Source organism: Kitasatospora sp. NPDC059408 (assembly GCF_042751525.1).
In the GTDB taxonomy this organism is placed as follows: domain Bacteria; phylum Actinomycetota; class Actinomycetes; order Streptomycetales; family Streptomycetaceae; genus Kitasatospora.
In genome coordinates this window covers 1-20,585 of record NZ_JBHYWI010000047.1, presented here as the reverse complement: position 1 = coordinate 20,585, position 20,585 = coordinate 1, and the positions used below count along the sequence as shown (strand labels likewise).

Here is a 20,585-nt window from a genome sequence, read left to right as displayed (position 1 = left end):
GCCTTCCAGACCGACGACGGTTCCGTCCCACTGCGCATCGACAGTTCAGGCGAATGCCCGGCCGGATGATCCCGGCCGGGCATTCGCCTGACGGAAGGGCTAGAAGGGCGACCCTCCGTGTCCGATGATCGACTTGAGCATGCCGGGCGATCCCACCCCGTATGCGCCGACGAGTGAGTAGCCGAGCGCGGCCTCACCAGGAGTGAGGGGGGCCTGGGATGTCCAGGAAGCCTCGATCGAGCCCAGGGATGTCCGCTCGAACACGGCCAGCTCAGCCCCGTTCCTGCTGAATCGGGTGAGGCATTCCGAGACGGGCTCGAATGCGTAGGAGGCGTCGCGAAACTCGACGCCGACGCGATACGACCTGCGGGTGGCGAACCCTGTTCCGGGGATGGCCCGGCCCGATCTTGCCGCGCCCGGCCCGGACGACGGCGACCAGGGCGCCGCCCACCACCGGGCGGACCGGACGGCGAAGGCCTCGCCCGGCCGCGGACAAGGGGCCCGGTTCGGCCGCCGAGGCGAAGCGCCACCGGTTCTCGGCGGCGCCGGTCCTGACTTCCCGGCGCAGGCCACTGACCTGCGGTGGGGAGTTTCACCGGGAAGGCGGTGAGTTTCGCTCCGGGGCGCCGGTGAGTGCCCGTCCGGCTCCTCCCCTGATCGGGGGAGCGCGGTTTCCCTCCCGCCCGGGAGGCGCGCACGGGGCGCCGTGTTCCAGGATCGGTCAGGGCCGGAGCGACCGGGCCGAGTGCGTCCGCCGCGACCTCTCCGGGCACTGACCGCGCCGGGAACCCCGGCGAACACCAAAACCGCACGCACACTCCAGAGGTGACATTCCATGAACTCACGTACGCCGCTTCGGTTCCGCGTCCCGCGTCGCAGGACGACTCACGCCGCCGTCGCCGTGGCCGTCGGGGCCCTTGCCCTCGGCGCGCTCGCCCCGTCCGCCGTCGCTGCCCCGGGGGCCGCCGGGCCGGACGCCGTCCAGCAGCGTCTGGACGCGATGGTGAGCCCCGATCACGTGCCCGGCGCTCTGGCCGCCGTCCGTGACCAGGCAGGCCACACCCGTACCTATGCCGCGGGCGCCGGGGACCTGGCCACCGGAGCGAAGGCGCCCCGGGACGGCGAGGTGCGGATCGGCAGCGTCACCAAGACGTTCACCGCGGTGGTCGTGCTGCAGCTCGTCGGCGAGGGCAAGGTCCGCCTCGACGACCCGGTCGAGACCTACCTGCCCGGCCTCCTGCGCGGGCAAGGGATCGACGGGCGCCACATCACGGTGCGTCAACTCCTGCAGCACACCAGCGGACTTCCCGACTACGAGGACGACGTCACCGACGACATCCTCCAGCGCCGCTACCTCTCTCCCCGCGACACCCTGGACATCGCGCTGCGACACGACGCCGTCTTCGCCCCGGGAACGAATTGGGGGTACAGCAACACGAACTACCTGGTGGCCGGGATGATCGTGGAAAAGGTCACCGGACTGTCCCTGGCCAAGGAGATCGACAAGCGCATCATCAAGAAGATCGGGCTGCGCCACACCTACCTCCCCGCCCCCGCCGAGACCACCCTTCGAGGACCTCACCCCCACGGCTACCACAAGGACGGCCCGGACGGATCGTTGCGCGATGTCACCGAGATCGACCCCTCCGCGGCCTGGGCGGCGGGCGCGATGGTCTCCACCAGCGCCGACCTCGCCCGGTTCTTCTCCGAGCTCATGAAGGAAGGCCACCTCCTCGGCGGCCCCGAACTCGAGCAGATGCGCACCACCGTCCCCACGGGCGCGCCCGGCTACGACTACGGACTGGGGATCATGAGGACACAGCTGTCGTGCCACAAGACCGTCTGGTGGCACAACGGCAGCATCCCCGGCTACGGAACCTGGAGCGCCGCCACCGACGACGGACGCGCCGCCAGTGTCACGACGACCGTCGACCCGACCGGCATGGCGGACCTGCAGCCGGCCGAAAACGCCGTCGACGCGGCCCTGTGCGGCTGAACCACGACTCCCCGGCGGCTGCTCCCTGCAGTACGGGCACGGCCACGGATCACACCGCGGTGTGATCCCGGTCGAGGGCCGCACGCGTACGGTACTCACCTGGAGGCATTCCGTAAGCCGCTTTGAACGCCCGGTTGAAAACCGCCGGGTCCGTGAATCCCCAGCGCGCTCCGATCATTCCGACAGGACGCGGCATGAGGCCGGGTGCCGTCAGGTCCGCGCGACAGCGCTCAAGTCGCCGTCCTCGGATAAAGGAACCGACGGTGTGCTTCTCATCGTGGAACAGGTGGTGCAGATAGCGGACGGAGATGCCCTGGGCGTCGGCAACCACCTGCGGCGACAAACCCGGCTCCGACAGGTGCCTCTCGATGAATGCCCAAGGCCCCGCCGGCTTCCACGGCGACCGCGTCCTGGAACAAACCACGATCACCGGTCACGAGAAAGAACCTGGCTGCCCTCCAGACAGAGGAGTACCCGATGAACACGGCAGCAACGAACAGCAAGAGCACCCGGACACGACAGCGGATCGCCGGCACCGGCGCTGCGGCGGTTCTGAAGAAGGTGAAGGTCCTGGCGGTCACGGCCGCCGCGGTGGCGGCGCTCGGCGTCGGCACCGGTGCCGCGCACGCTTCGACGGCGCGGCCGGCCGCCAACCGGTGCCAGAGCGTGCACACCTACCGGACCGGCGGCGAGTACATGGAAGTGCACGGCTGGGGCGGCAAGGGCGCGGTCGTGGACACCTGGGAATACGCCTCCCAGAACGGCCACATCCAGGACAACGAGCGCTGGTGCCTGGAGCCCGCCAGCGGAGGCGGCTGGTACCTGCACCCGTACTACAACCTGGGCCTGTGCCTGGACCTGCCCAGCACGGACGAGATGGTGGTCTGGAGCTGCAACGGCCGGAGCAACCAGCGGTTCTCCTTCAGCAACGGCGCCCCGACCGGCGGTCAGATAACGCCGAAGTCCGACCCCGGCCTCAGGATCAACGCCGGCTTTGCACACGAACAGCTGTTTGCAATCTCGTGGAACAGTACCGACATCACCTTCTGGCTGTAGGCCGTAACGCGAACAAGGCCCCGGGCTCGCGGTGGAGTGGGGCCCTCGCCTCCTGCCTCACCTGATCACCGGCCGCCATCACCATCGGCCGACGCCAGAAGCGCGACCACCAAAGCACTGGAGGCCGGCTGGTCAGACCCGGTGGCGTGGGGTGAGCAGACCGCTCTCGTACCCGACGATCACCAGCTGGACCCGGTCCCGGGCGCCGAGTTTGTCCAGCAGATGGCTCAGGTGGGTCTTCACCGTCGCCGCGGAGACGTGCAGTTCCTGCGCGATCTCCGCGTTGGACCGTCCGGTGCCCACCAGGTGGAGCACCTGCCGCTCCCGGCCGGTCAGACCGTCCAGTGCGGGCGGCGGACCGGCCGGTTCGGTGGCCGGGTGACGGCAGAACTCCGAGATCAACCGCCGGGTGACGCTCGGCGAGAGCAGGCTCTCCCCACCTGCCACCACCCGGATCGCGTGCAGCAGTTCGGCGGGCGGGATGTCCTTGAGCAGGAACCCGGCGGCTCCGGCCCGCAGCGCCGCGAAGACGTGCGCGTCCAGGTCGAACATGGTGAGCATCAGGACCCGCACGTCCGGGTCCCGCTCACAGATCGTCCGGGTGGCCTCGATGCCGTCCGTGCCGGGCATCCGCACGTCCATCAGCACCACATCGGGCCGTTGCTCGGCGACCACCTCGATCGCGGCGGCGCCATCGGCCGCCTCACCGACCACGATCAGGCCGGGTTCGGCGTCGATCAGCATCCGGAAGCTGCCGCGAAGCAGCGCCTGGTCGTCCACCACCAGGACACGGACGGGCTCGGTCACACGGTTCTCCAGACGTTCGTCGTTGCGCCCGGGGGTGGGCGCCCACCCCCGGGCGGTCCGGCGCCCCGGCGCCGGGTGGTTCATCACGCCGGCCCTGATCAGGGCTCTTCCCTCGCCGACGCCAGGGCCTGGTACGGCAGTTCGGCCCGAACGGCGAAGCCGCCCCCGGAAAGCGGCCCGGCCTGGAAGCGTCCACCGAACAACTCCACCCGCTCCCGCATGCCGATCAGACCATGGCTGTGACCACTCCCGTGCCCGGCCGCCTCGGCGGGCCCGGCCGCCTCGGCGGGCCCGTGCCAGGTCAGGTACCCACCGTACCGGCCCGGTCGGCGCGCGCCGCGGCCTCCCGCACCACCCTCGTCGGTCACCTCGATCCGCAACTCCCGCCCGTCGGCGACCAGTTCGACCCGGCAGCGGGTCGGCCCGGCATGCTTGAGCACGTTGGTCAGGGCCTCCTGCACCACCCGGTACGCCGAACTCTGCACCCCCTGCGGCAGGTCGGCAGTGCCCTCGGTGCGCAGTTCGGCGGTGAGCCCGGCCGCGGTGGCACCGGCCACCAGCTCGGGCAACGCCGCGAGCCCGGGCGCCGGCCGGAGCCCGTCCACCCCGTCGGCTTCCGGCTCGGACCCGCCGGCCCGCAGCACACCGAGCATCTGCCGCATCTCGGCCAGCGCCGAGCGGCTGGCCGTCTCGATCACGCGCAGGGCCTCGCCGGCCCCCTCCGGCACGCGCAGGGCCTCGCCGGCCCCCTCCGGGCGGGTGGCCAGCAGGTGATTGGCCACGCCCGCCTTCACCGCGATCACCCCGACGTGGTGCGCCACGATGTCGTGCAGCTCCCGGGCGATCCGCAGCCGTTCCTCGGCGACGGCCTCCACCGCGACCCGCCGGGCCGAGCGGGCGGCGTGCGCACGACGCTCGCGCACCGCCCGGCCGAGCACCCAGGCCATCCCGGCCAGCGCCAGGCCGGCCACGTGGAGCACGAGGTCCTGCCCGCCGCCGGCCGGGGAGCCCGAGACCAGGAGCAGCACCAGCGCGCCGGCGCTCACCACCCCGATCACCGGGGTGGGCACCCGCCGGGCCGGGGTGGTGACGGCCACCTGGTAGAGCGCGAAGGCCACCGCGAGGAACGGCTCCCGGACGGCGCCGGCCACCGAGGCCACCACCGAGGCCACCGCGACCACCGCACAGACCGCGGCCGGACGGGCCCGGCGCAGGGCCAGCGGCAGCCCCATCGCGGCCGCGAGGGCGATCCGGGCCGACCACCCGCCGTGGGAGCTCCACGCCGGGCCCGGCAACGCCAGGAACAGCGCGGTCAGCACCACGGCCGTCAGGCCGTCGACGGCCACCAACTCGCTTTGGCGCAGCGCCCGGACGGCACCGTCGCGGTACAGCGTCGGCCAGGTCGGTGGGAGTTGAGCCATGCGCCCACCGTATCCACCCGGCCACGCGGACGCCTCAGCCGCGGGAATGACCGACCGTGGTAGGAGACGGCGCCGGCGGAGCTGCGCCGCCTCCACCGCGCGGCGGAGGCCACGGTTCGGATCGCCGGCCGATGCGCCGCGGCGCTGCTTCACGGCAGCCTGATGCCGTGATCGAACTACGGCAGCTGACCAAGCGCTATCGCGGCACCGTCGTCATCGACGGGCTCACCTTCACGGTCCGGCCGGGCCGGGTCACGGGCTTCCTGGGCCCGAACGGGGCGGGCAAGTCCACCACCCTGCGGCTGATGCTCGGCCTGGACCGCCCCGACAAGGGCCACGTCCACTACGGGGGCAAGGCCTACCACGAACTGCGCGAACCGCTGCGGCACGTCGGTGCGTTGCTGGAGGCCAAGGCGGTGCAGAACAGCCGCACCGCCTACCACCACCTGCTGTGGCTCGCCCGGACCAACCGCATCGGCCGGGCCCGGGTCCGCGAGGTGCTCGCCCTGGTGGGCCTGGAGTCCGTCTCCTCCCGCAGGGCCGGCGGCTTCTCGCTCGGCATGGGCCAGCGGCTCGGCATCGCCGCCGCACTGCTCGGCGACCCGCAGGTGCTGCTGCTGGACGAACCCGTCAACGGCCTCGACCCGGACGGGGTGCGCTGGATCCGCACCCTGCTGAGGGGCCTGGCCGCCGAGGGCCGGACGGTCCTGGTGTCCAGCCACCTGATGAGCGAGATGGCGATCACCGCCGAGCACCTGGTGGTGATCGGACGCGGCAGGCTGCTCGCCGACACCAGCATGGACGACTTCATCGCCGACAACTGCCGTCCCCGGGCGCTGGTCCGCACCTCGGAGCCGGACCGGCTGCTGGGCGTCCTGACCCGCGCCGGGCTGACGGCGCACCAGGAGGAGCGCGGCGCCGTGGTCGTCGACGACGCCGGAACGCAGGAGGTGGGCCGGATCGCGGCCGAGGCCGGGCTCGTCCTGGGGGAGCTGTCCACCCGCACGGCCTCCCTGGAGGACGCCTTCCTCCGCCTCACCAGCGGCGCCGCCCAGTACCGGGCCGAGGCCTTCACGGGGAGGAGCCGGCATGTCCTCTAACGCGCCGACGGCCGTGGTCCGGGCCGAACTGACCAAGATCGGGACGGTCCGGTCCACGCTCGTCCCGCTCGTCCTCGCCCTGGTCGTCAGCGTCGGGACCGGCGTGGTGAACGGCGCCTCGGCCCGCTCCGCGATCGACCGGCACAGCCCCCTGCTCCGCCCCGACTTCAATCCGGCCGACGCCGGCTTCGTCGGCGTCCAGCTCGGCCAGCTGGCTCTGATCGCCTTCGCGGTCCTGCTGGTCTGCACCGAGTACGGCAGCGGCATGATCCGCACCTCGCTCGCCGCGGTACCCAGCCGCGGCCTCTTCTACCTCGCCAAGATCACCGCCACCACCACGGCGGCCCTGCTCGTCGCCGTACCGACCACATTCCTCGCCTTCCTCGCCTCCCAGACGGCCCTGGGCCCGCACGGCGTCGAGCTGAGCCACCCCGGAGCGCTGCGCGCCGTCCTCGGGGCCTGCCTCTACCTGACCCTCATGTGCCTGTTCTCACTGGGCATCGCGACGATGCTGCGCAGCACGGCGCTCTCACTCTCGCTGCTGTTCGCCCTCGTCTTCGTGCTCTCGCCGGTGGCCAACACCATCCCGGCGCTGCGCACCCTCGCCCGCTACCTGCCCGACCACGCCGGTGCCGAGGTCATGAAGGCCGATCCGGCCCTCAGTCCGGGAACGGGTCTGCTGGTCCTCACGGCCTGGACGGCGGCGGCCCTGCTGGCCGGCTATCTCACGCTGCGCAGCCGTGACAGCTGAAGACGGTTGTCAGAGCCCCGGCAGCCTGCCGCCGGGCAACGGCACCGGACCCTCGGCGCAGCCGCCCACCACCCGCCCACCACCTGGCCGGCCCCGGCTGCTCCGGCGGCCGGAGGCGGACGTGGCGGACGTGGCGGACCCGGCCGTGCCGGCGAACGCGGCGGTGCCGCCGACCCCCGTGCGTCGGCGGCACCGTGCTGCGGGCCCGGTCAGCCCGCAGCGGCGAAGGCGGCCTTCAGGTGCGGGACGTAGTCGGCGACGGCCGGGGCGAAGCAGGTGTAGCTGTGGGTGCCGGCACAGGCGGGCGACAGGCTCGCGCCGTTGCCGTAGTCGACGTACCGGCTCGGGATGCCGAGCCGGTCGAGGCGGATCTTGACGTTGTTCGCGGCGATCTCGGTGAAGTGCTCGATGGTGTCGTTGTTGCCGGTGTAGAGGGTGACGTCGGTGTTGGCGAGCCTGGCCAGGTTGGCGGGGTCGGCGGGGTTGACCTCGTTCCAGATGTGGTCGGCGTTGAAGACCGGGTACGGCGAGCCGAAGATCGCGTCACTGTCGACCACCGGGCCGTAGTCGGCGCACGGGCCGGCGCCCGGCACGGAGCTGCTGGCCCCGCGCATCGCACCGATCACGTTGAGCTCGGTGGCCAGCACCGCGGCCCGGATCGCCGGGAGGCCGAAGTCGATGCCGCCGGAGAACGAGACGCTGTGCCCGAACAGGTCGGGCCGGTTCTCGGCGTAGCGCAGTGCGCCGTAGCCGCCCATCGAGACGCCGATGACAGCCCGGTGGCTCCGGTCGGGCAGGGTGCGCAGGTTGGCGTCGATGAACGGGACCACCTGGTCGAGGTGGAAGGTCCGCCAGTTCGCGGCGCCGACCACGGTGTTCTGCATGACCCAGTTGGCGTACCAGCCCTTGAGGCCGCCGTCCGGAGTGACGGTGATCATGGAGTCGTCGCGCAGGGCGGGCACCGCGGCGGCGTCGTCCGGGTTGCCGGGGCCGCCGTGCAGGAAGTAGGCCACCGGCCAGCGCTTGGCGGGGTCGGCCGCGTAGCCGGACGGCAGGAAGATCCGGATCTTGTGGGTGCCGGCCAGCTGCGGGGTGGTCACGGTGATGGTGAAGTCGGTGGCCGAGTGCACCTCGGGGGTGCCGACCTGGGTCAGCCGAAGCCGTCGGCCAGCGCGGGCGGGGTGGCGGCGGTGTCCGCGTGGGCGGGGGCGGCGCCGAGCAGGGCGGAGACGGTCAGCGCGGCGGCGGCCAGGGCCGTGCCCAGGTGGCGCCGGGTGGGCGGCGGGGTGGTGGTCATCGTGCGGTCCTTTCGCGGTGGCTGAGGGTGGCTGAGGGCGGGTCAGAGCACGCAGAAGGCGTCGGAGTTCGACTGCCTGGTGTCCCGCTGGCCCTTGGTGCCGCCCAGCAGGTGGTACTCGGTGTTCGCCCGGACGATCTGCTTGGTGCCGTCCTCGCTGCTCAGCCACTCGCTGTCGTAGCCGAGCACGTCGCCGCCGTGGCTCCAGACCCACTGCCCGCAGGGCAGCTGTTTGTGTATGAGGCCGAGGCCGTAGGCGCCGATGCTGGCGATGGCCGGCACGGTGGTCTTGAGTTCGGCCTGCTGGGCGGGCGGCAGCAGCTTGCCGGTGAGCAGCGCCCGGCTGAAGGTGGCCAGGTCGTCGAGGGTGGAGACCATCGCCCCGGCCGCGCCGAAGACCTGGACGTCGGAGGTGGTGACGTCGAGGATCACGAAGGCGAACCCGCCCGGGTACTCGTAGCCGTGCAGGTAGTTGCCGTGCAGGGTCGGGTCGCTGGTCGGGAAGCTGGTGTCGGCGAGCCCGAGCGGGGTGATGATCCGCTGCTGGATCTCGGCGGCCGGGCTGTTGCCGGTCACGGCGGTGATCACCATGCCCGCCAGCACGTAGTTGGTGTTGGCGTAGCCCCAGGTCTGGCCCGGGGCCGAGGTGGGCGCCTGCTGGCGCAGCGCCAGATCCACCAGCGCCTGCGGGGCGAAGGCCTGGTACGGCTGCTGGTTTGCGGCGTAGTTGAGCGCGAGGATGCCGTTCATGTATTCCGGCAGCCCGGAGGTGTGGTTGAGCAGCTGACGGATGGTGATCTTCGAGCCGTCGTAGCCGTTGGCGTTGACGGCGCCGGGCAGCCACTTGGCGACGGTGTCGTCGATCGAGAGGCGGCCCTCGGCCTCCAGCTGGAGCAGCACGGTCGAGGTGAAGGCCTTGGTGTTGCTGCCGATCCGGAACTGGGCCTTCGGGTCGGCGGGCGTACGGCTGTCGCGGTCCTTCACCCCGGCGGCGACGTACTGCACGGTGTCCCCCTGGCGGACCAGTCCGACCACGGCCGGGTAGCCGTCGGCCACGCCCTTGGCGGCGCCGGCCTGGAGCAGGGCTTGGGCGCTCGGCACGTCGGCCAGGGCCGGGGTCGCGGTGGCCGGCGCGGCGAGCGCGGCCAGGATTGCGGCGGCAGCGGTAGTGCGGACCAGCTTCATCGGGTTGTCCCCCCTCGGACGATCTATGACCATGCCCATGACATCACGGGCCATGGAACGGCGGAACCCACGCTGGCCAGAGAGGGCACCGGGCAACAGGCCAACCAACCGGCCATTTACGACCGGACACATAACAGCTGCTCAAACCACCCGACACAACCCCCTACGCCCACTCCACACCGTGCTCGGCGAGCCGCGCGGGCTGGCCAGGGGTCAGCTTCGACCGACGGGCCTCCTGGTCGTTCAGCCAGGCACCGAGCGCGACTTCCACCACCACTCGCTGCTCCTCACCCCCCCCGGGACCGGCCTCCAGGGTTTCCACCAGCTCCCTGTGCAGGCGGGGAACTCAGGGACGCCGCTCCCGCTCGACGAAGACCGCCAGCGCCGCCAGGCCCTGGGCGAACCGGTTGGCGCGGGACACCCTCGGCTTCGCATCTGCCGCGGCCTTCGCGTCCGCCAGCTCGGCGTCGGCCTCGATGCCGACCGCCGACAGCAGGTCCCGCTGCTCCTCCGCCAGCTCGGGCCAGCCGGCCCGCTGCGCCCGTACCCAGCGGCCGAGCTGCTCGCCTTCGTGGACGGTGTCCTCCGGCAGCGCGGTCCAGTCGGCCAGGCCGTCGGTGCCCAGCCACCACAGCCGGGCGACGGCGCAGGCGCGCTGTCAGGTGATCGGCCAGGCGGGGTACCACCAGGGGGCGATCTCCTCCAGCGCCCGCCGCCGCTGCGCCGACGCCCCCGGCCGGCTGTTGGCCCGCAGCTTGCAGCTCCGAGAGCCTGGTTCCGATCGCGTTCCCGCCGTGCTGCGCCGCCAGGTTGCCGTCCTGGCCTTTGGCCCGGATTGGGGCCCGGTCGAGGCCAGTCTCGAACCGGGCGTCGGACACGGACCAGATCATCCCGAGCTGCTCCAGCATGTCGACTCGGTGGTGCGCCGGCTCACCGGCCGTGTGCTCCCCATGACTTCGATAGGACTCCGCCTCCAGTCAGCCGATGAGGTCAGCCGGCGGCGCGGGCACGGCCCTGGCCCTGACCGGGCTGGCCACTCTGCGCGGGCTGCGCACCACCCTCAGCAGGTACGGGCCTGTCCCGGAGACCGTGAGCAGTTCTGCTTGGCGGCTGAGGGAGTTGACGGGTCGGGGGCGCCTGGGAGTGGTCCTGCATCGGCTTGTGCGTCTGAGCGCCGTATCCCGGGAGAGGAAGGTGTGTCAGGCTGATCTTCGTACGGGGGAGCGGCTTCCGATGGGGTTCCGTTAGGTGACGAACCAAGCGGCAAGCAGTCCCCGCGGGTGGCCGGACCGAGGCCTATATGGCTGTGCTGTGCCCGGTGGTGGGCCTGCCGTTGAGGAAGGGCAGTTCAGCTGGTCGTCGCCGGATCGTTGAGCTACCTGTCAGTCATTCGCCATTCACAAACGGCGCCCCTCGCACGGACGGATGTACCAGCGGTGGCTATGGGTGGTGCGGGCAGGTAACGACCCGGGGGAGGGCTCCATGGACACGCGAGTGACCGGCTATTACACGGCGAAGACCGCACAGATCATGGAGAAGTACGGACCAGGGCCGCGGGTGCACTTCCACATCGGTCACTTCACCCCAGGGGCGCAACCCCCGACTCCGTCCTCCCTGGCCGAATTGCGTGCGGGCCTCGTCGCCGCGCAGGAGCGCCTCGTCGCAGAGGCCGTCGCGCACTGGTCGGGCGTCGCCGCGCTCGGTCACCGTGGCCTGGACGTGGGGTGCGGTCTGGGCGGGACGAGCCTGTGGTGGGCCAAAGAGCTCGGCTGCGAGGTCACGGCTGTGACCGCGGTGCCCGAACACGCCCGGCTGGTGGAGGAACTGGCCGGATCCGCCGGGTTGACCACCGTACGATGCCGGGTCTCGGACGCGCACGACACCGGGGACCAGGCCCGTTACGACACCGCGATGGCCTGGGAGGCGGCCTGCTACTTCGACCGGCCCCGCTGGTTCGCCGGCCTACGCCGGACGCTGCGGCCTGGGGGAATGGTCTTCGTCGAGGACGTGTTCGTCCGCGATCCCGTCCCCTGGAAGCCCGTCTTCGACAGGTACTGGCGGACCGACGTCGCCTCGGTAGACACCTATCGGCGAGCTGCGCACACGGCAGGGTTCACCCTCGTCGACGAACGGGACCTGACCGCCGAGACCTCCGCGTTCTGGGACTGGAGCATCGCCTGGAACGCGGAACGTTCTCGCCTCCCGGGTGCCGACCTCCCCCGGCTGCGCGCCTCCACGGCCGCGCACCGGCGCATGCGGACCGCCTGGAACGAGGGCGGTATCGAAGTCCGACTGCTGGCCTTCGAGCGGACCGGGGCATGATCTCCCTCGATGGCGTCGTCCTCGACGCGCTGCGGACCTGGGCGCGCGGCCTGGACATCGCGGAGGACCATCTCGTCGGCGGGCTGACGATGGCCCACTACGTCCGCGACGGGACCGAGGAGTCAGGCACGGGCCTGGGCGGCGGATCCGGCCCGCTGTTCGCATTCGCCGCGGACATGGCTTTCCTCGTCTGGCTCAACGACCACATCGAACGCGGCGAACCCGTTGTGCCCGGGCGACCAACGGTGGACGACCACGTCGAGCGGCTCGCCGTCGTGGTGCTGGCCGGGCATCAACTGCCCTACGAGGAACGGCACTGGTGGCATGCCACTCTGCGCGCCGCATGGGCCGCCGACCGGGCGGCCACCGGGCCGGCGGTCGGCAGGTGGTCGTACGCCGAGTACCTCGACAACGGCGTTGACAGCATCAACATGCCCCACGTCCTATCCACGATCAGCGTCCTGTGGGGGAGCGGCATCGCCGCGCGCCGCACGGAACCGGACGTTGCGGCCACGATCCGCGTCCTCGGGATCCGCCAGCGGCTCTCCAACGACCTGGCCAGCCTCGCCAAGGAACAGCTCTCCGGCGACCCCGGCAACGCGGTCCTGCTGATGGAGCGGTGGCTCGGCCAGGAGCAGGCGGCCCGGTTCGTTGCGGACGAGCTGGACGGCCACGACCGCCTGCTGACCACAACCCTCGCCCGGCTGCCCCCAGGTGACCCGGTTGTCGCCGCCGCACTCGCGATTGTGACGGGACTCCAAGGAGCCCAACGCGACCTGACACGCTACAGCGCAGCGCCGTAGGAGCCCTGCGCCGCCAGCTCCACTACCCCCCGAGGGAACCGAGCGGCACCAACATCGCCGCGCCGGCCCGGACGGGGCTGGGGCGCCCGCAGCGCGCGAGCGACCGGGAGGCGGAGAAGGTACCGGTCGTCGTCGGTTCCGGCGGTGTACGCGAGCTCGGCGGCAGGCTGGTACACCCCGGTGCCGGCCGGCAGTCCCGCCGCCTTCGCCGCCAACGCCCTGGTCCAGCGTTTGCGCCCCTGCTCGCCCAGGTCCGCGCGATCGCCTGCGGCCGGACCGTACCGATCGCGTCCGGACCGGTCACCGCAGGGCCGGCTTGGTCGGACCGGCCCTCATGAGTTGGGCGAGGCGGTCCCAGGCCGGGGATGAGGCCCCTGCCTGGGTCTGCGCGGCCAGCTGGGCGATCCTGGGGTTGTCGACGGGTCCGGCTTCGGACGAGCCGTGGTGGCCGGCGAGCCACGTGCGGGTGCGCTCTGCGAGCGCGGGCAGGCGGGGGTCGTCCGGCGACCAGTCGTAGGCGGCGTCGGTCTCACGGTAGAGGGCGCTGAACTCGCCGTCGGTGATCAGCTCCTGCTTCTGCGCGAACCACCGGTCGGCGTCCTCGGGTGAGGCGGCGTGCAGGAGGATCCAGCCGTCACGTTCCAGACGCACCTGGCGCTCGCTGACGCCGAGCTCGCGCAACCGGTCGAGGTAGTCGGCGACCTCCGGGGAGACGAACAGCCGATCGCCGCTGCGCAGCCGGGCGAGGTTCGCACGGGCTTGCCGTAGGTGCGCGATGCGGTCCCGGAGGTCTTGGTCGATCTCGGCGATGGCCGTGGCGAGCGTGTCGGGGTCCCCGTCCAGGAGGTCCTTGACGCGGGCCAGCGGTACGCCCGCGCCTGCCAGCGTCCTGATCTTGACCAGGGTGAGGGCTTGTTGGGCGTCGTAGCGCCGGTAGCCGGACGAGTCGCGGTCGGGCTCGGCGAGCAGGCCGCGCTCGTGGTAGTGGCGGACGGCCTTGGCGGTCACCCCGGCGTAGTCGGCGAGTTGGCCTATCGTGAGCATGCTGGAGATCCTCTCACCCGGGGGCCGTGCGGGGGCCGTCCCGGGGGTCGTTCGGGGGGCCGTCGCGGGGGGCGTTCCGGGGGGTCGGACCGGGCAGGTCAGACCCGCACGGTCAGTCGGCCGCCGCCGTTGCGGAAGCGCGCCCGGCCGTCGCTGACGTCGTGGTAGGACACCAGCAGCAGGCGCAGGTACCCGTCGAAGGCCTCCAGCGGGAATCCGGCCGGCGCGAACAGGCCGGGCCTGATCGGCACGAGGCGCTGCGGCGGGGCACAGACCCTCCCGCCGGCGAACTGCGTGAAGATCCGCTCCTGCGAGGCGTCCGCCGGCTCGTACGTCACCCGCTCCTCGAGCCGGCCGTCGACGACGCTGACGTCGACGCGGAGTTGGTTGGAGCGGTACGTGCCCACGTACGGAGTGAGGTCGACGTCCTCCTCCAGCTCGGTGATCAGCACAGGGACCTGCACACCGAGGTGCTCGCCGAGCAGCCATCGCAGGATCCGGTCCTGCAGCATGATCGCCCCCGGGGCGTTGCCGAACGCGGTGAACACCAGGTCGTGCTCGGGAAGGACGCACAGGATGGACACCCCGCCCGGCGAGGCACCCGACATGGCCAGGACGGTCGTGTCGCCGAACGGATACCGCACCCAGCCCAGGCCGATCGGCGGGGTGTTCGGGGTGCCCATGTCGAACGCCACCTGCTGCATCAGCGCGGTCGACTCGGCCGACAGGACGCGCGCGCCGGACGGGGACACACCGCCCGCGAGGTGGGTGCGCCCGAAGGCGAGCAGGTCGGCGATCGTGCCGATCGGCGTGCCGCCGGCCGGCCCCCAGGTATCGGGCAGCATGAACATGCTGGTGGGCCTGGCCGCCATGGTCTGCGGATCCGGGAAATGGCCGACCGCCGTGCTGCGCAGGATGGCCTCCTCGGCCGAGGCGCTGGAGTCGGTCATGCCGACCGGCGTGTAGAGCTCACGCTTGAGCAACTCGGGGAAGGGCAGCCCGGTCACCGCCTCCAGCAGGCGGCCCGCCACGATCATGCCGCCGTTGGAGTAGCTGAGCCGCTCTCCGGGCTCGAACAGGGCACCGCAACTGCCTGCGAGGCCCTCGACGTAGGTCTTCAGGGCGTCACGGCCCTTGGCATCGGGGAAGAACAGGTCCGCGTCGATGCCGTTGGTGTGCGAGACCAAGTGCCGGACCAGGATCTTGTCCGCCACACCCGGCGTGGTCAGGGCCAGTTCGGGCAGGTACCCCACCACCGGCGCGTCGAGGTCCAGCACCCCGCGCTCGACCTGCTGGAGGACCAGCGTGGTGGTCAGGACCTTGGTGACGGAGCCGAAGAGGAAGCCGGTGTCCTCGCGCATCGGTGCGCCGGTGGCCGTGTTCGCGCAACCGTGGGCGACGACGACCTGCTCGCCCGCGTGGTAGACGCCGGCGACGAACCCGGGGACGTTGTCGGACTCGCAGTAGGCGGCGGCCTGCTCGCGGATCCGGGCTTCGAGGGTGCTGAACGAGTTGTCGGTCATGCGGACCATCGTCGAACCCTGCCCCTGGGACAAGGTCAAGCCCGGAACCCGGAAAGCCCGCGCCTGGTACGACCCGGCGCTCTTCGATGACCGGCGCGACGCCTGGTCCGGCAAGGTCCCGGGCAAGGCCGGGTCGACGCCGCGGGAGCCCTGACGATCAGTCGGCGAATCGTCCGACAACGTTCAGCGGAAGTTCATCGGTTCAATTTCGTACACATTTCGCGTGCCTGTGATTCTCGTCGCATCCACACCTTCTGACGGTCTTTTAGCACGGTTGCGGTCCGGTGCACCGATGCGTGAGCGTTACTGTGGTGGAGCGGCAACGTGGCTGCTCGGACCGGGCACGCCTCCTTGCGACCTAAGTTTCTTTCGTGGTGCGCACGCGATGAACCGTGTTCGCGCCGCCTTTTGGGAGAGGCGACTTGGCCCTCGAATTCATTCCGGCCCGTCTTGATGACGTGGACGCTCTGTTGACGCTCTACCGCCAGGTGTACGGGCGGAGCTACGCCCTGCCGCTCGGCACCGACCCCGAGGTGATGGCCCGTGAGATCACGGCCCCGGACACCACCTGGCTGGTGGCCCGGGAGCCCGGCGGCGACCGGTTGCTCGGGTCCATCCTCGGTACGGTCGACCCGGCCGCGCGGATCGGCAAGCTGCAGGGCCTGGTGATCCATCCCGACGCCCGTGGGCTCGGCGGGGCCAATCTCGCCGTACAGCAGCTCGCAGACCAGCTGCTGACGGGCGACCACCCGGTCGACTCCGTGTACGCGACCGCCCGGACCGACACCACCGCCCCGCAGCGCATCTGCCTGAAGTCCGGCTTCCGCGCGCTCGGCGTCCTGCCGAACCTGCGCAAGGCCGCCTGGCACGAGACCATGGTGCTGCTGGCCAAGCACCGCGCGGGCGTACTGGAGCAGCGGCTTCCGGTGTACAAGGTCCCGTCCGCGCTCGACGGGCTGGTACGGGCACTGGCGGACCTGCCGGGGCCCGCGCAGCGACCGGAGCGCGTGGACGAGCCGCTGCCCAGGCCGAGGAAGGGCGGGCGCGCCGTCCGGGAGCTGGAGTTCATCGACGCGCCGGCTTTCGTGAGCCGCCGGTTCGGCGGGCTGGGGGAGTGCTTCTACCCGTTCCACGAGCCGAACGTCATGCTCTCCGCCGCCGACGGCGCCTACGAGGTGTACGCGCACCTCAGCCCCGCCGACGGGTACTGCACGCTGATCGGCATCGAGCTCGCGGAGATCGGCGAGGAGCTGGACACCATCACCGACCGGCTGGCCGCGCACGGCGCCCGGTACATCGAGGCCCTGGTGCCGCTGGACAGTTACCACTCGCTGCGCCGGCTGCTCGGGCACGGCTTCCTGCCGGTGGCGGCCTACCCCGCGATGCGCCGGGAGGCCGAGGGCTTCCGCGACTACGTGGTGCTGGCCCGGATCCTGCAGCCGCTGGACTTCCGGGGCCTGGCCATCGACGCCGCGTTCCAGCCGTTCACCGAGCAGTACATCGAGCTGTGGAAGCAGCAGCACCTCGACACCCACGGGATATTCCAATGAACAAGTACCTCCAACCGGTCTCGGTACCGGACCCCGAAGCACTCGCCCGCGTACAGCAGCTGGCAGACCTGGCCGAGCCGTACCGCGCCGGGGACGACGTGGACGCCCTGTTCACGGCGGCGATGAACGAGATCAACGCCTGGCACGCCGAGCGTTCGCCCTACTTCGGCAAGCTGTGGGCGGCCGAGGGGCACACCCTGGAGTCCATCGAGGACCTCCACCGACTGCCGTTCGTCCACGCCAACTTCTTCAAGCTGCACGAGGTGCTGTCGCTGCCGCGCGAGGAGACGCTGCTGACCCTGACCTCGTCCGGCACGACCGGCCAGAAGTCGCAGATGGCCTTCGACGACTTCACCCTGCGGGGCGGCCAGCGGATGGTCGCCCGGGTCTTCGACCACTACGGCTGGATCAAGTCCGAAGACGACGAGCCGGTCAACTACCTGCTCTCCAACTACCAGCCCCGGCCGGGCCTTAACCTCGGCACCTCGTTCACCGACGAGTACCTGTGCCACTTCGCTCCCGTCCGCTCGGTCGAGTACGCGCTCAAGCACACCGGCAGCGGCCACGAGTTCGACCCGTTCGGCTGCGTCCGCGCGCTGATCCGCTTCGCCGAGGAGGGCGCGCCGGTCCGGATCCTCGGCTTCCCCGCCTTCCTCTCCTTCACGCTGGACCGGATGCGCGAACTCGGGCTGCCGCCCCTCCGGTTGAACCCGGAGTCGCTGGTCGTCTTCGGCGGCGGCTGGAAGGGCAACGCGGACAAGCAGGTCGCCAAGCCGGAGCTGTACCGGCGCATCCACGAGCAGCTCGGCATCCCGGACGAGCGGATCCGCGACGGCTACGGCGCCGTGGAGCACTCCGTCCTGCACATGGAGTGCCCCAACCACCGCCTGCACGTCCCGGTCTGGGCCCGCCAGCTGGTCCGCGACGTGCGCACGCTCCAGCCGCTGCCGTACGGCCGGAGCGGCTACCCCCAGTTCATCTCGCCGTACATCACCTCGGTGCCGGCCCAGTCCGTGCTGATGGGCGACCTGGTCACCCAGCACGCGCCGGAGGAGTGCGGCTGCGGCCTGCCCACGCCCTGGTTCGAGGTGCACGGGCGGGCCGGGATCAGCCGCAACCGCAGCTGCGCCGTCGCCGCCGCCGAACTGCTCAAGACCGAGGGGAAGAAGTGACTCAGCACTACTGGCAGGGCGCGTGGGTGGACGACGCGGAGGCGGCTGCCCGCCTGGAGCGCCTCGACGAGTACGCCGCCGGCGCGCTGGCCGAGCGGCTCAGCCCGATCACCGTGCTCGCCGCCTGCGACCGCCTGGCCGGCGCGCTGGCCGACCCGGCGAGCGAGCACTCCGTCCGGCTGGCGGGTCTGCTGCGCGAGGCGGGCGTGCCCGAGGACGAGACCTCGCGGACGATGCGCGACCTGACCGAGGCGCTGTCCCGGGAGGAGCTGGAGGTCAAGCTGACCCGCGAGCTCGGCGGCATCGACCCCGGGCGGCTGGCGCGCTTCGACTTCCGCCGGGAGGTCTTCGAGGGCTGGCTGCCGGTCGGCCTGCTGGTGCACATCGCGCCGGGCAACGCACCCGCCGCCGGGGCGCTCACCGTGGTCGAGGGCCTGCTCGCGGGCAACCTCAATGTCGTCAAGACCAGCGGCGAGGGGCGGTTCACCCATGAACTGCTCGCCGCCCTGGCGCAGTTCGACGCCACCGGAGCGATCGCCCGGCAGGTCGTGGTGCTCGGCTTCCCGTCCTCGCGCACCGACTGGCTCGAACGACTGTGCGCGGCCGCCGACGCCGTCGCCGCCTGGGGCGGCGAGGAGGCCATCGCCTCGATCGCCGCGCTGATACCCGCCGGCTGCCGACTGGTCGACTGGGGACCGAAGCTCTCCTTCGCGTACCTGACGGCCGATGCCTGGTCCGCGCCCGAGACGCTGGACGGCATCGCCGACGACATCTGCCGCCTCGAACAGCAGGCCTGCGCCAGCCCGCAGGTGGTGTACCTGGACACCGAGGACCAGGACGAACTCTTCGCCTTCGCCGAGCGGTTCGCCGCCGTGCTCGCCGCCCGCGCACCCGCACCGCACGACCGCGAGCCGCTGGAGAGCGCCGAGATCACCAACACCGTCCTGGTGGCCCGGCTGGAGGAGCACCTCGGGCTCACCAAGGTGCATGCCGCTCCCGACGCGAGCTGGCACGTGCTCGCCGACACCCGCAGCGCGCTGCGTGCCTCGCCGCTGCACCGCACGGTCTGGGTCAAGCCGCTGCCGCGCAAGCGGATCGCCGAGGTGCTGCGCCCGATGCGCCGCTACCTGCAGACCGCCGGGATCGGCGCGAGCCGCACCGACACCGCGGAGCTGGCCGGCGCCGTGCTGGCGGCGGGCGTGCAGCGGGTGACGGTGCCCGGCGGAATGCTCGGCAGCTATGACGGCGAGCCGCACGACGGCGTGTACGCGCTGCAGCGCTACAGCCGCCGGGTGGACGTCCAGCTGGACGGGCGGTTCACCGGCGACGCCTGCCTGGACGACCTGGTCGGTGCGCGTGAACTCGCGCCCCCGGCGGTCGCGGTGACCGGCAAGACGGAGTTCGAGCAGCTGCAGAGCGACCTCAGCCGTGCGGAGGTCTTCTTCCGCAGCGGCGGCAGCTCCGGCGCGCCCAAGCTCTCCGCGTTCAGCTGGGACGACTACCACGAGCACATGCGGTCCGGCGCGGAGGGCCTGCTGGCGGCCGGGTTCGACCCGCGGACCGACCGGGCGATGAACCTCTTCTTCGGCGGGCAGCTGTACGGCGGGTTCTCCAGCTTCTTCTCGGTGCTGGAGACGCTCGGGGCGGTCCAGTTCCCGATGATGGCGCAGGACGACCACGCGGCGGTCGCCCGGTCGGTGGTCGAGCACGGGGTCAACACCCTGTTCGGCATGCCGAACTACCTGCTGCGGGTCTTCACCGAGGGCGCGGACCTGCTGCGCGAGTACCGAGGGGTTCGCAAGCTGTTCTACGGCGGCGAGCACTTCCCGGCACGCCAGCGTGAGTGGCTGCGCGAGGAGTTCGGGGTCGAGCTGGTCCGCGCCGGCGCGTACGGCAGCGTCGACGCGGGCCCGCTTGGCTACCAGTGCCCCACGGCGCCGGACCGGGTGTACCACCTGTTCAGCGGGCTGCACACGCTGGAGATCCTCGACCGCGAGGCGGACCGGCCGGTGCCGGCGGGTGAGGCCGGGCGGCTGGTGTTCACCGCGCACACCCGGCGCGGGCAGCGGCTGGAGCGGTACGAGATCGGTGACCTCGGGCGCCGGCTGACCGAGGACTGCCCGTGCGGTCGGCGCACCCCGCGTTTCGAGCTGCTGGGGCGCTTCGGCGACATCTTCCGCAGCGGCAGCCACTTCCTCAACTACCGGCGGTTCGTCCAGGTCGCGGAGGAACGGCTGGAGCACCACGGTGCGCTGCAGATCCTGCTGGACGAGGACGACGCCGCCAACGAGACGCTGACCGTCCGGCTGGAGGGCCGGCCGCAGGACGGGCAGGGCATCCGGGAATTCCTGGACGGGTACCCGGATCTCGCGGCGGCGGTGGAGCGGGACCGGCTGGTGGAGCTGCGCGTGGAGCGCGTACCGGCCGCGGACTTCGCGCAGACGGCGGCGAGCGGGAAGCTGCTGGCCGTCGTGGACCGACGGTCCAGGAACCGCTGACGTTCCGAAAGACGCGGAGGAACCGCGCGACCGGCCATGCGGCTTGGGATGCCGCATGGC

The 20,585-nt window shown here is 71.7% G+C and carries 18 protein-coding genes; 10 read left to right on the top strand and 8 right to left on the bottom strand.

The genetic code is table 11. The features are described 5' to 3' along the window. Positions 1-835: 835 nt before the first annotated feature. Positions 836-1,996, top strand: coding sequence for a serine hydrolase domain-containing protein (locus ACFXDE_RS27715; protein ID WP_380497407.1), 1,161 nt, complete (start codon positions 836-838; stop codon positions 1,994-1,996). A 49-nt stretch (positions 1,997-2,045) separates the two neighbouring features. On the opposite strand, the gene ACFXDE_RS27710 is transcribed toward ACFXDE_RS27715, so the two are convergent. Beyond that, positions 2,046-2,327, bottom strand: coding sequence for a helix-turn-helix domain-containing protein (locus tag ACFXDE_RS27710; protein ID WP_380497451.1), 282 nt, complete (start codon positions 2,325-2,327; stop codon positions 2,046-2,048). Positions 2,328-2,473: 146 nt separating this feature from the next. Here ACFXDE_RS27710 and ACFXDE_RS27705 point away from each other — a divergent pair, with 146 nt between their 5' ends. Then, positions 2,474-3,052, top strand: a complete 579-nt coding sequence (locus tag ACFXDE_RS27705; RefSeq protein WP_380497405.1) for an RICIN domain-containing protein — start codon at positions 2,474-2,476, stop codon at positions 3,050-3,052. A 132-nt stretch (positions 3,053-3,184) separates the two neighbouring features. On the opposite strand, the gene ACFXDE_RS27700 is transcribed toward ACFXDE_RS27705, so the two are convergent. Further along, positions 3,185-3,859: a response regulator gene (locus tag ACFXDE_RS27700; protein ID WP_380497404.1), complete on the bottom strand. Its 675-nt coding sequence runs from the start codon at positions 3,857-3,859 to the stop codon at positions 3,185-3,187. Between the two features lie 98 nt (positions 3,860-3,957). Then, entirely contained in the window at positions 3,958-5,280 is a 1,323-nt protein-coding gene (locus ACFXDE_RS27695; protein WP_380497402.1) for a sensor histidine kinase, read from the bottom strand. A 167-nt stretch (positions 5,281-5,447) separates the two neighbouring features. Between ACFXDE_RS27695 and ACFXDE_RS27690 the strand changes: the two genes are divergently transcribed. After that, on the top strand, positions 5,448-6,380 hold the full coding sequence (locus tag ACFXDE_RS27690) for an ATP-binding cassette domain-containing protein (protein ID WP_380497401.1): 933 nt from the start codon (positions 5,448-5,450) through the stop codon (positions 6,378-6,380). Continuing rightward, positions 6,370-7,131, top strand: a complete 762-nt coding sequence (locus ACFXDE_RS27685) for an ABC transporter permease (protein WP_380497399.1) — start codon at positions 6,370-6,372, stop codon at positions 7,129-7,131. The genes ACFXDE_RS27690 and ACFXDE_RS27685 overlap by 11 nt, the downstream gene beginning before the upstream one ends. A gap of 209 nt (positions 7,132-7,340) precedes the next feature. On the opposite strand, the gene ACFXDE_RS27680 is transcribed toward ACFXDE_RS27685, so the two are convergent. From ACFXDE_RS27680 to ACFXDE_RS27670, 3 genes are read right to left on the bottom strand one after another with little or no spacing between them, the layout of a single operon-like run. Beyond that, a complete protein-coding gene (locus tag ACFXDE_RS27680) occupies positions 7,341-8,261 on the bottom strand; it encodes an alpha/beta hydrolase (protein WP_380497398.1) in 921 nt (306 codons plus the stop codon). 20 nt (positions 8,262-8,281) lie between these two features. Then, complete coding sequence (locus tag ACFXDE_RS27675; protein ID WP_380497397.1) at positions 8,282-8,428, bottom strand: hypothetical protein; 147 nt, start codon at positions 8,426-8,428, stop codon at positions 8,282-8,284. 42 nt (positions 8,429-8,470) lie between these two features. Continuing rightward, positions 8,471-9,613: a serine hydrolase domain-containing protein gene (locus tag ACFXDE_RS27670; RefSeq protein ID WP_380497396.1), complete on the bottom strand. Its 1,143-nt coding sequence runs from the start codon at positions 9,611-9,613 to the stop codon at positions 8,471-8,473. Between the two features lie 1,482 nt (positions 9,614-11,095). Between ACFXDE_RS27670 and ACFXDE_RS27665 the strand changes: the two genes are divergently transcribed. Beyond that, entirely contained in the window at positions 11,096-11,935 is an 840-nt protein-coding gene (locus ACFXDE_RS27665) for an SAM-dependent methyltransferase (protein ID WP_380497395.1), read from the top strand. Continuing rightward, positions 11,932-12,738, top strand: coding sequence for a terpene synthase family protein (locus ACFXDE_RS27660; protein ID WP_380497394.1), 807 nt, complete (start codon positions 11,932-11,934; stop codon positions 12,736-12,738). Before ACFXDE_RS27665 ends, ACFXDE_RS27660 begins: the two co-directional genes overlap by 4 nt. Positions 12,739-13,038: 300 nt before the next feature. Here the strand turns inward: ACFXDE_RS27660 and ACFXDE_RS27655 are convergent, their stop codons facing one another. After that, positions 13,039-13,782 carry a MerR family transcriptional regulator gene (locus ACFXDE_RS27655; RefSeq protein WP_380497393.1) on the bottom strand — a complete coding sequence of 248 codons (744 nt, stop codon included), beginning with the start codon at positions 13,780-13,782 and terminating at the stop codon, positions 13,039-13,041. Positions 13,783-13,880: 98 nt separating this feature from the next. After that, the gene (locus tag ACFXDE_RS27650) at positions 13,881-15,305 is read right to left on the bottom strand and encodes a serine hydrolase domain-containing protein (RefSeq protein WP_380497392.1); all 1,425 of its coding nucleotides are present in this window, start codon (positions 15,303-15,305) and stop codon (positions 13,881-13,883) included. Here ACFXDE_RS27650 and ACFXDE_RS27645 point away from each other — a divergent pair. The 4 genes from ACFXDE_RS27645 (at position 15,304) to ACFXDE_RS27630 (ending at position 20,525) form a co-directional block, all read left to right on the top strand. Next, positions 15,304-15,459: a hypothetical protein gene (locus ACFXDE_RS27645; protein ID WP_380497391.1), complete on the top strand. Its 156-nt coding sequence runs from the start codon at positions 15,304-15,306 to the stop codon at positions 15,457-15,459. The two genes, ACFXDE_RS27650 and ACFXDE_RS27645, sit on opposite strands and share 2 nt — an antisense overlap. A gap of 304 nt (positions 15,460-15,763) precedes the next feature. Then, positions 15,764-16,855, top strand: a complete 1,092-nt coding sequence (locus ACFXDE_RS27640; RefSeq protein ID WP_380447033.1) for a GNAT family N-acetyltransferase — start codon at positions 15,764-15,766, stop codon at positions 16,853-16,855. After that, positions 16,852-18,027 carry an acyl-protein synthase gene (locus tag ACFXDE_RS27635; protein ID WP_380497390.1) on the top strand — a complete coding sequence of 392 codons (1,176 nt, stop codon included), beginning with the start codon at positions 16,852-16,854 and terminating at the stop codon, positions 18,025-18,027. The genes ACFXDE_RS27640 and ACFXDE_RS27635 overlap by 4 nt, the downstream gene beginning before the upstream one ends. Then, entirely contained in the window at positions 18,024-20,525 is a 2,502-nt protein-coding gene (locus ACFXDE_RS27630; RefSeq protein ID WP_380497389.1) for an acyl-CoA reductase, read from the top strand. Before ACFXDE_RS27635 ends, ACFXDE_RS27630 begins: the two co-directional genes overlap by 4 nt. Positions 20,526-20,585: the final 60 nt, after the last annotated feature.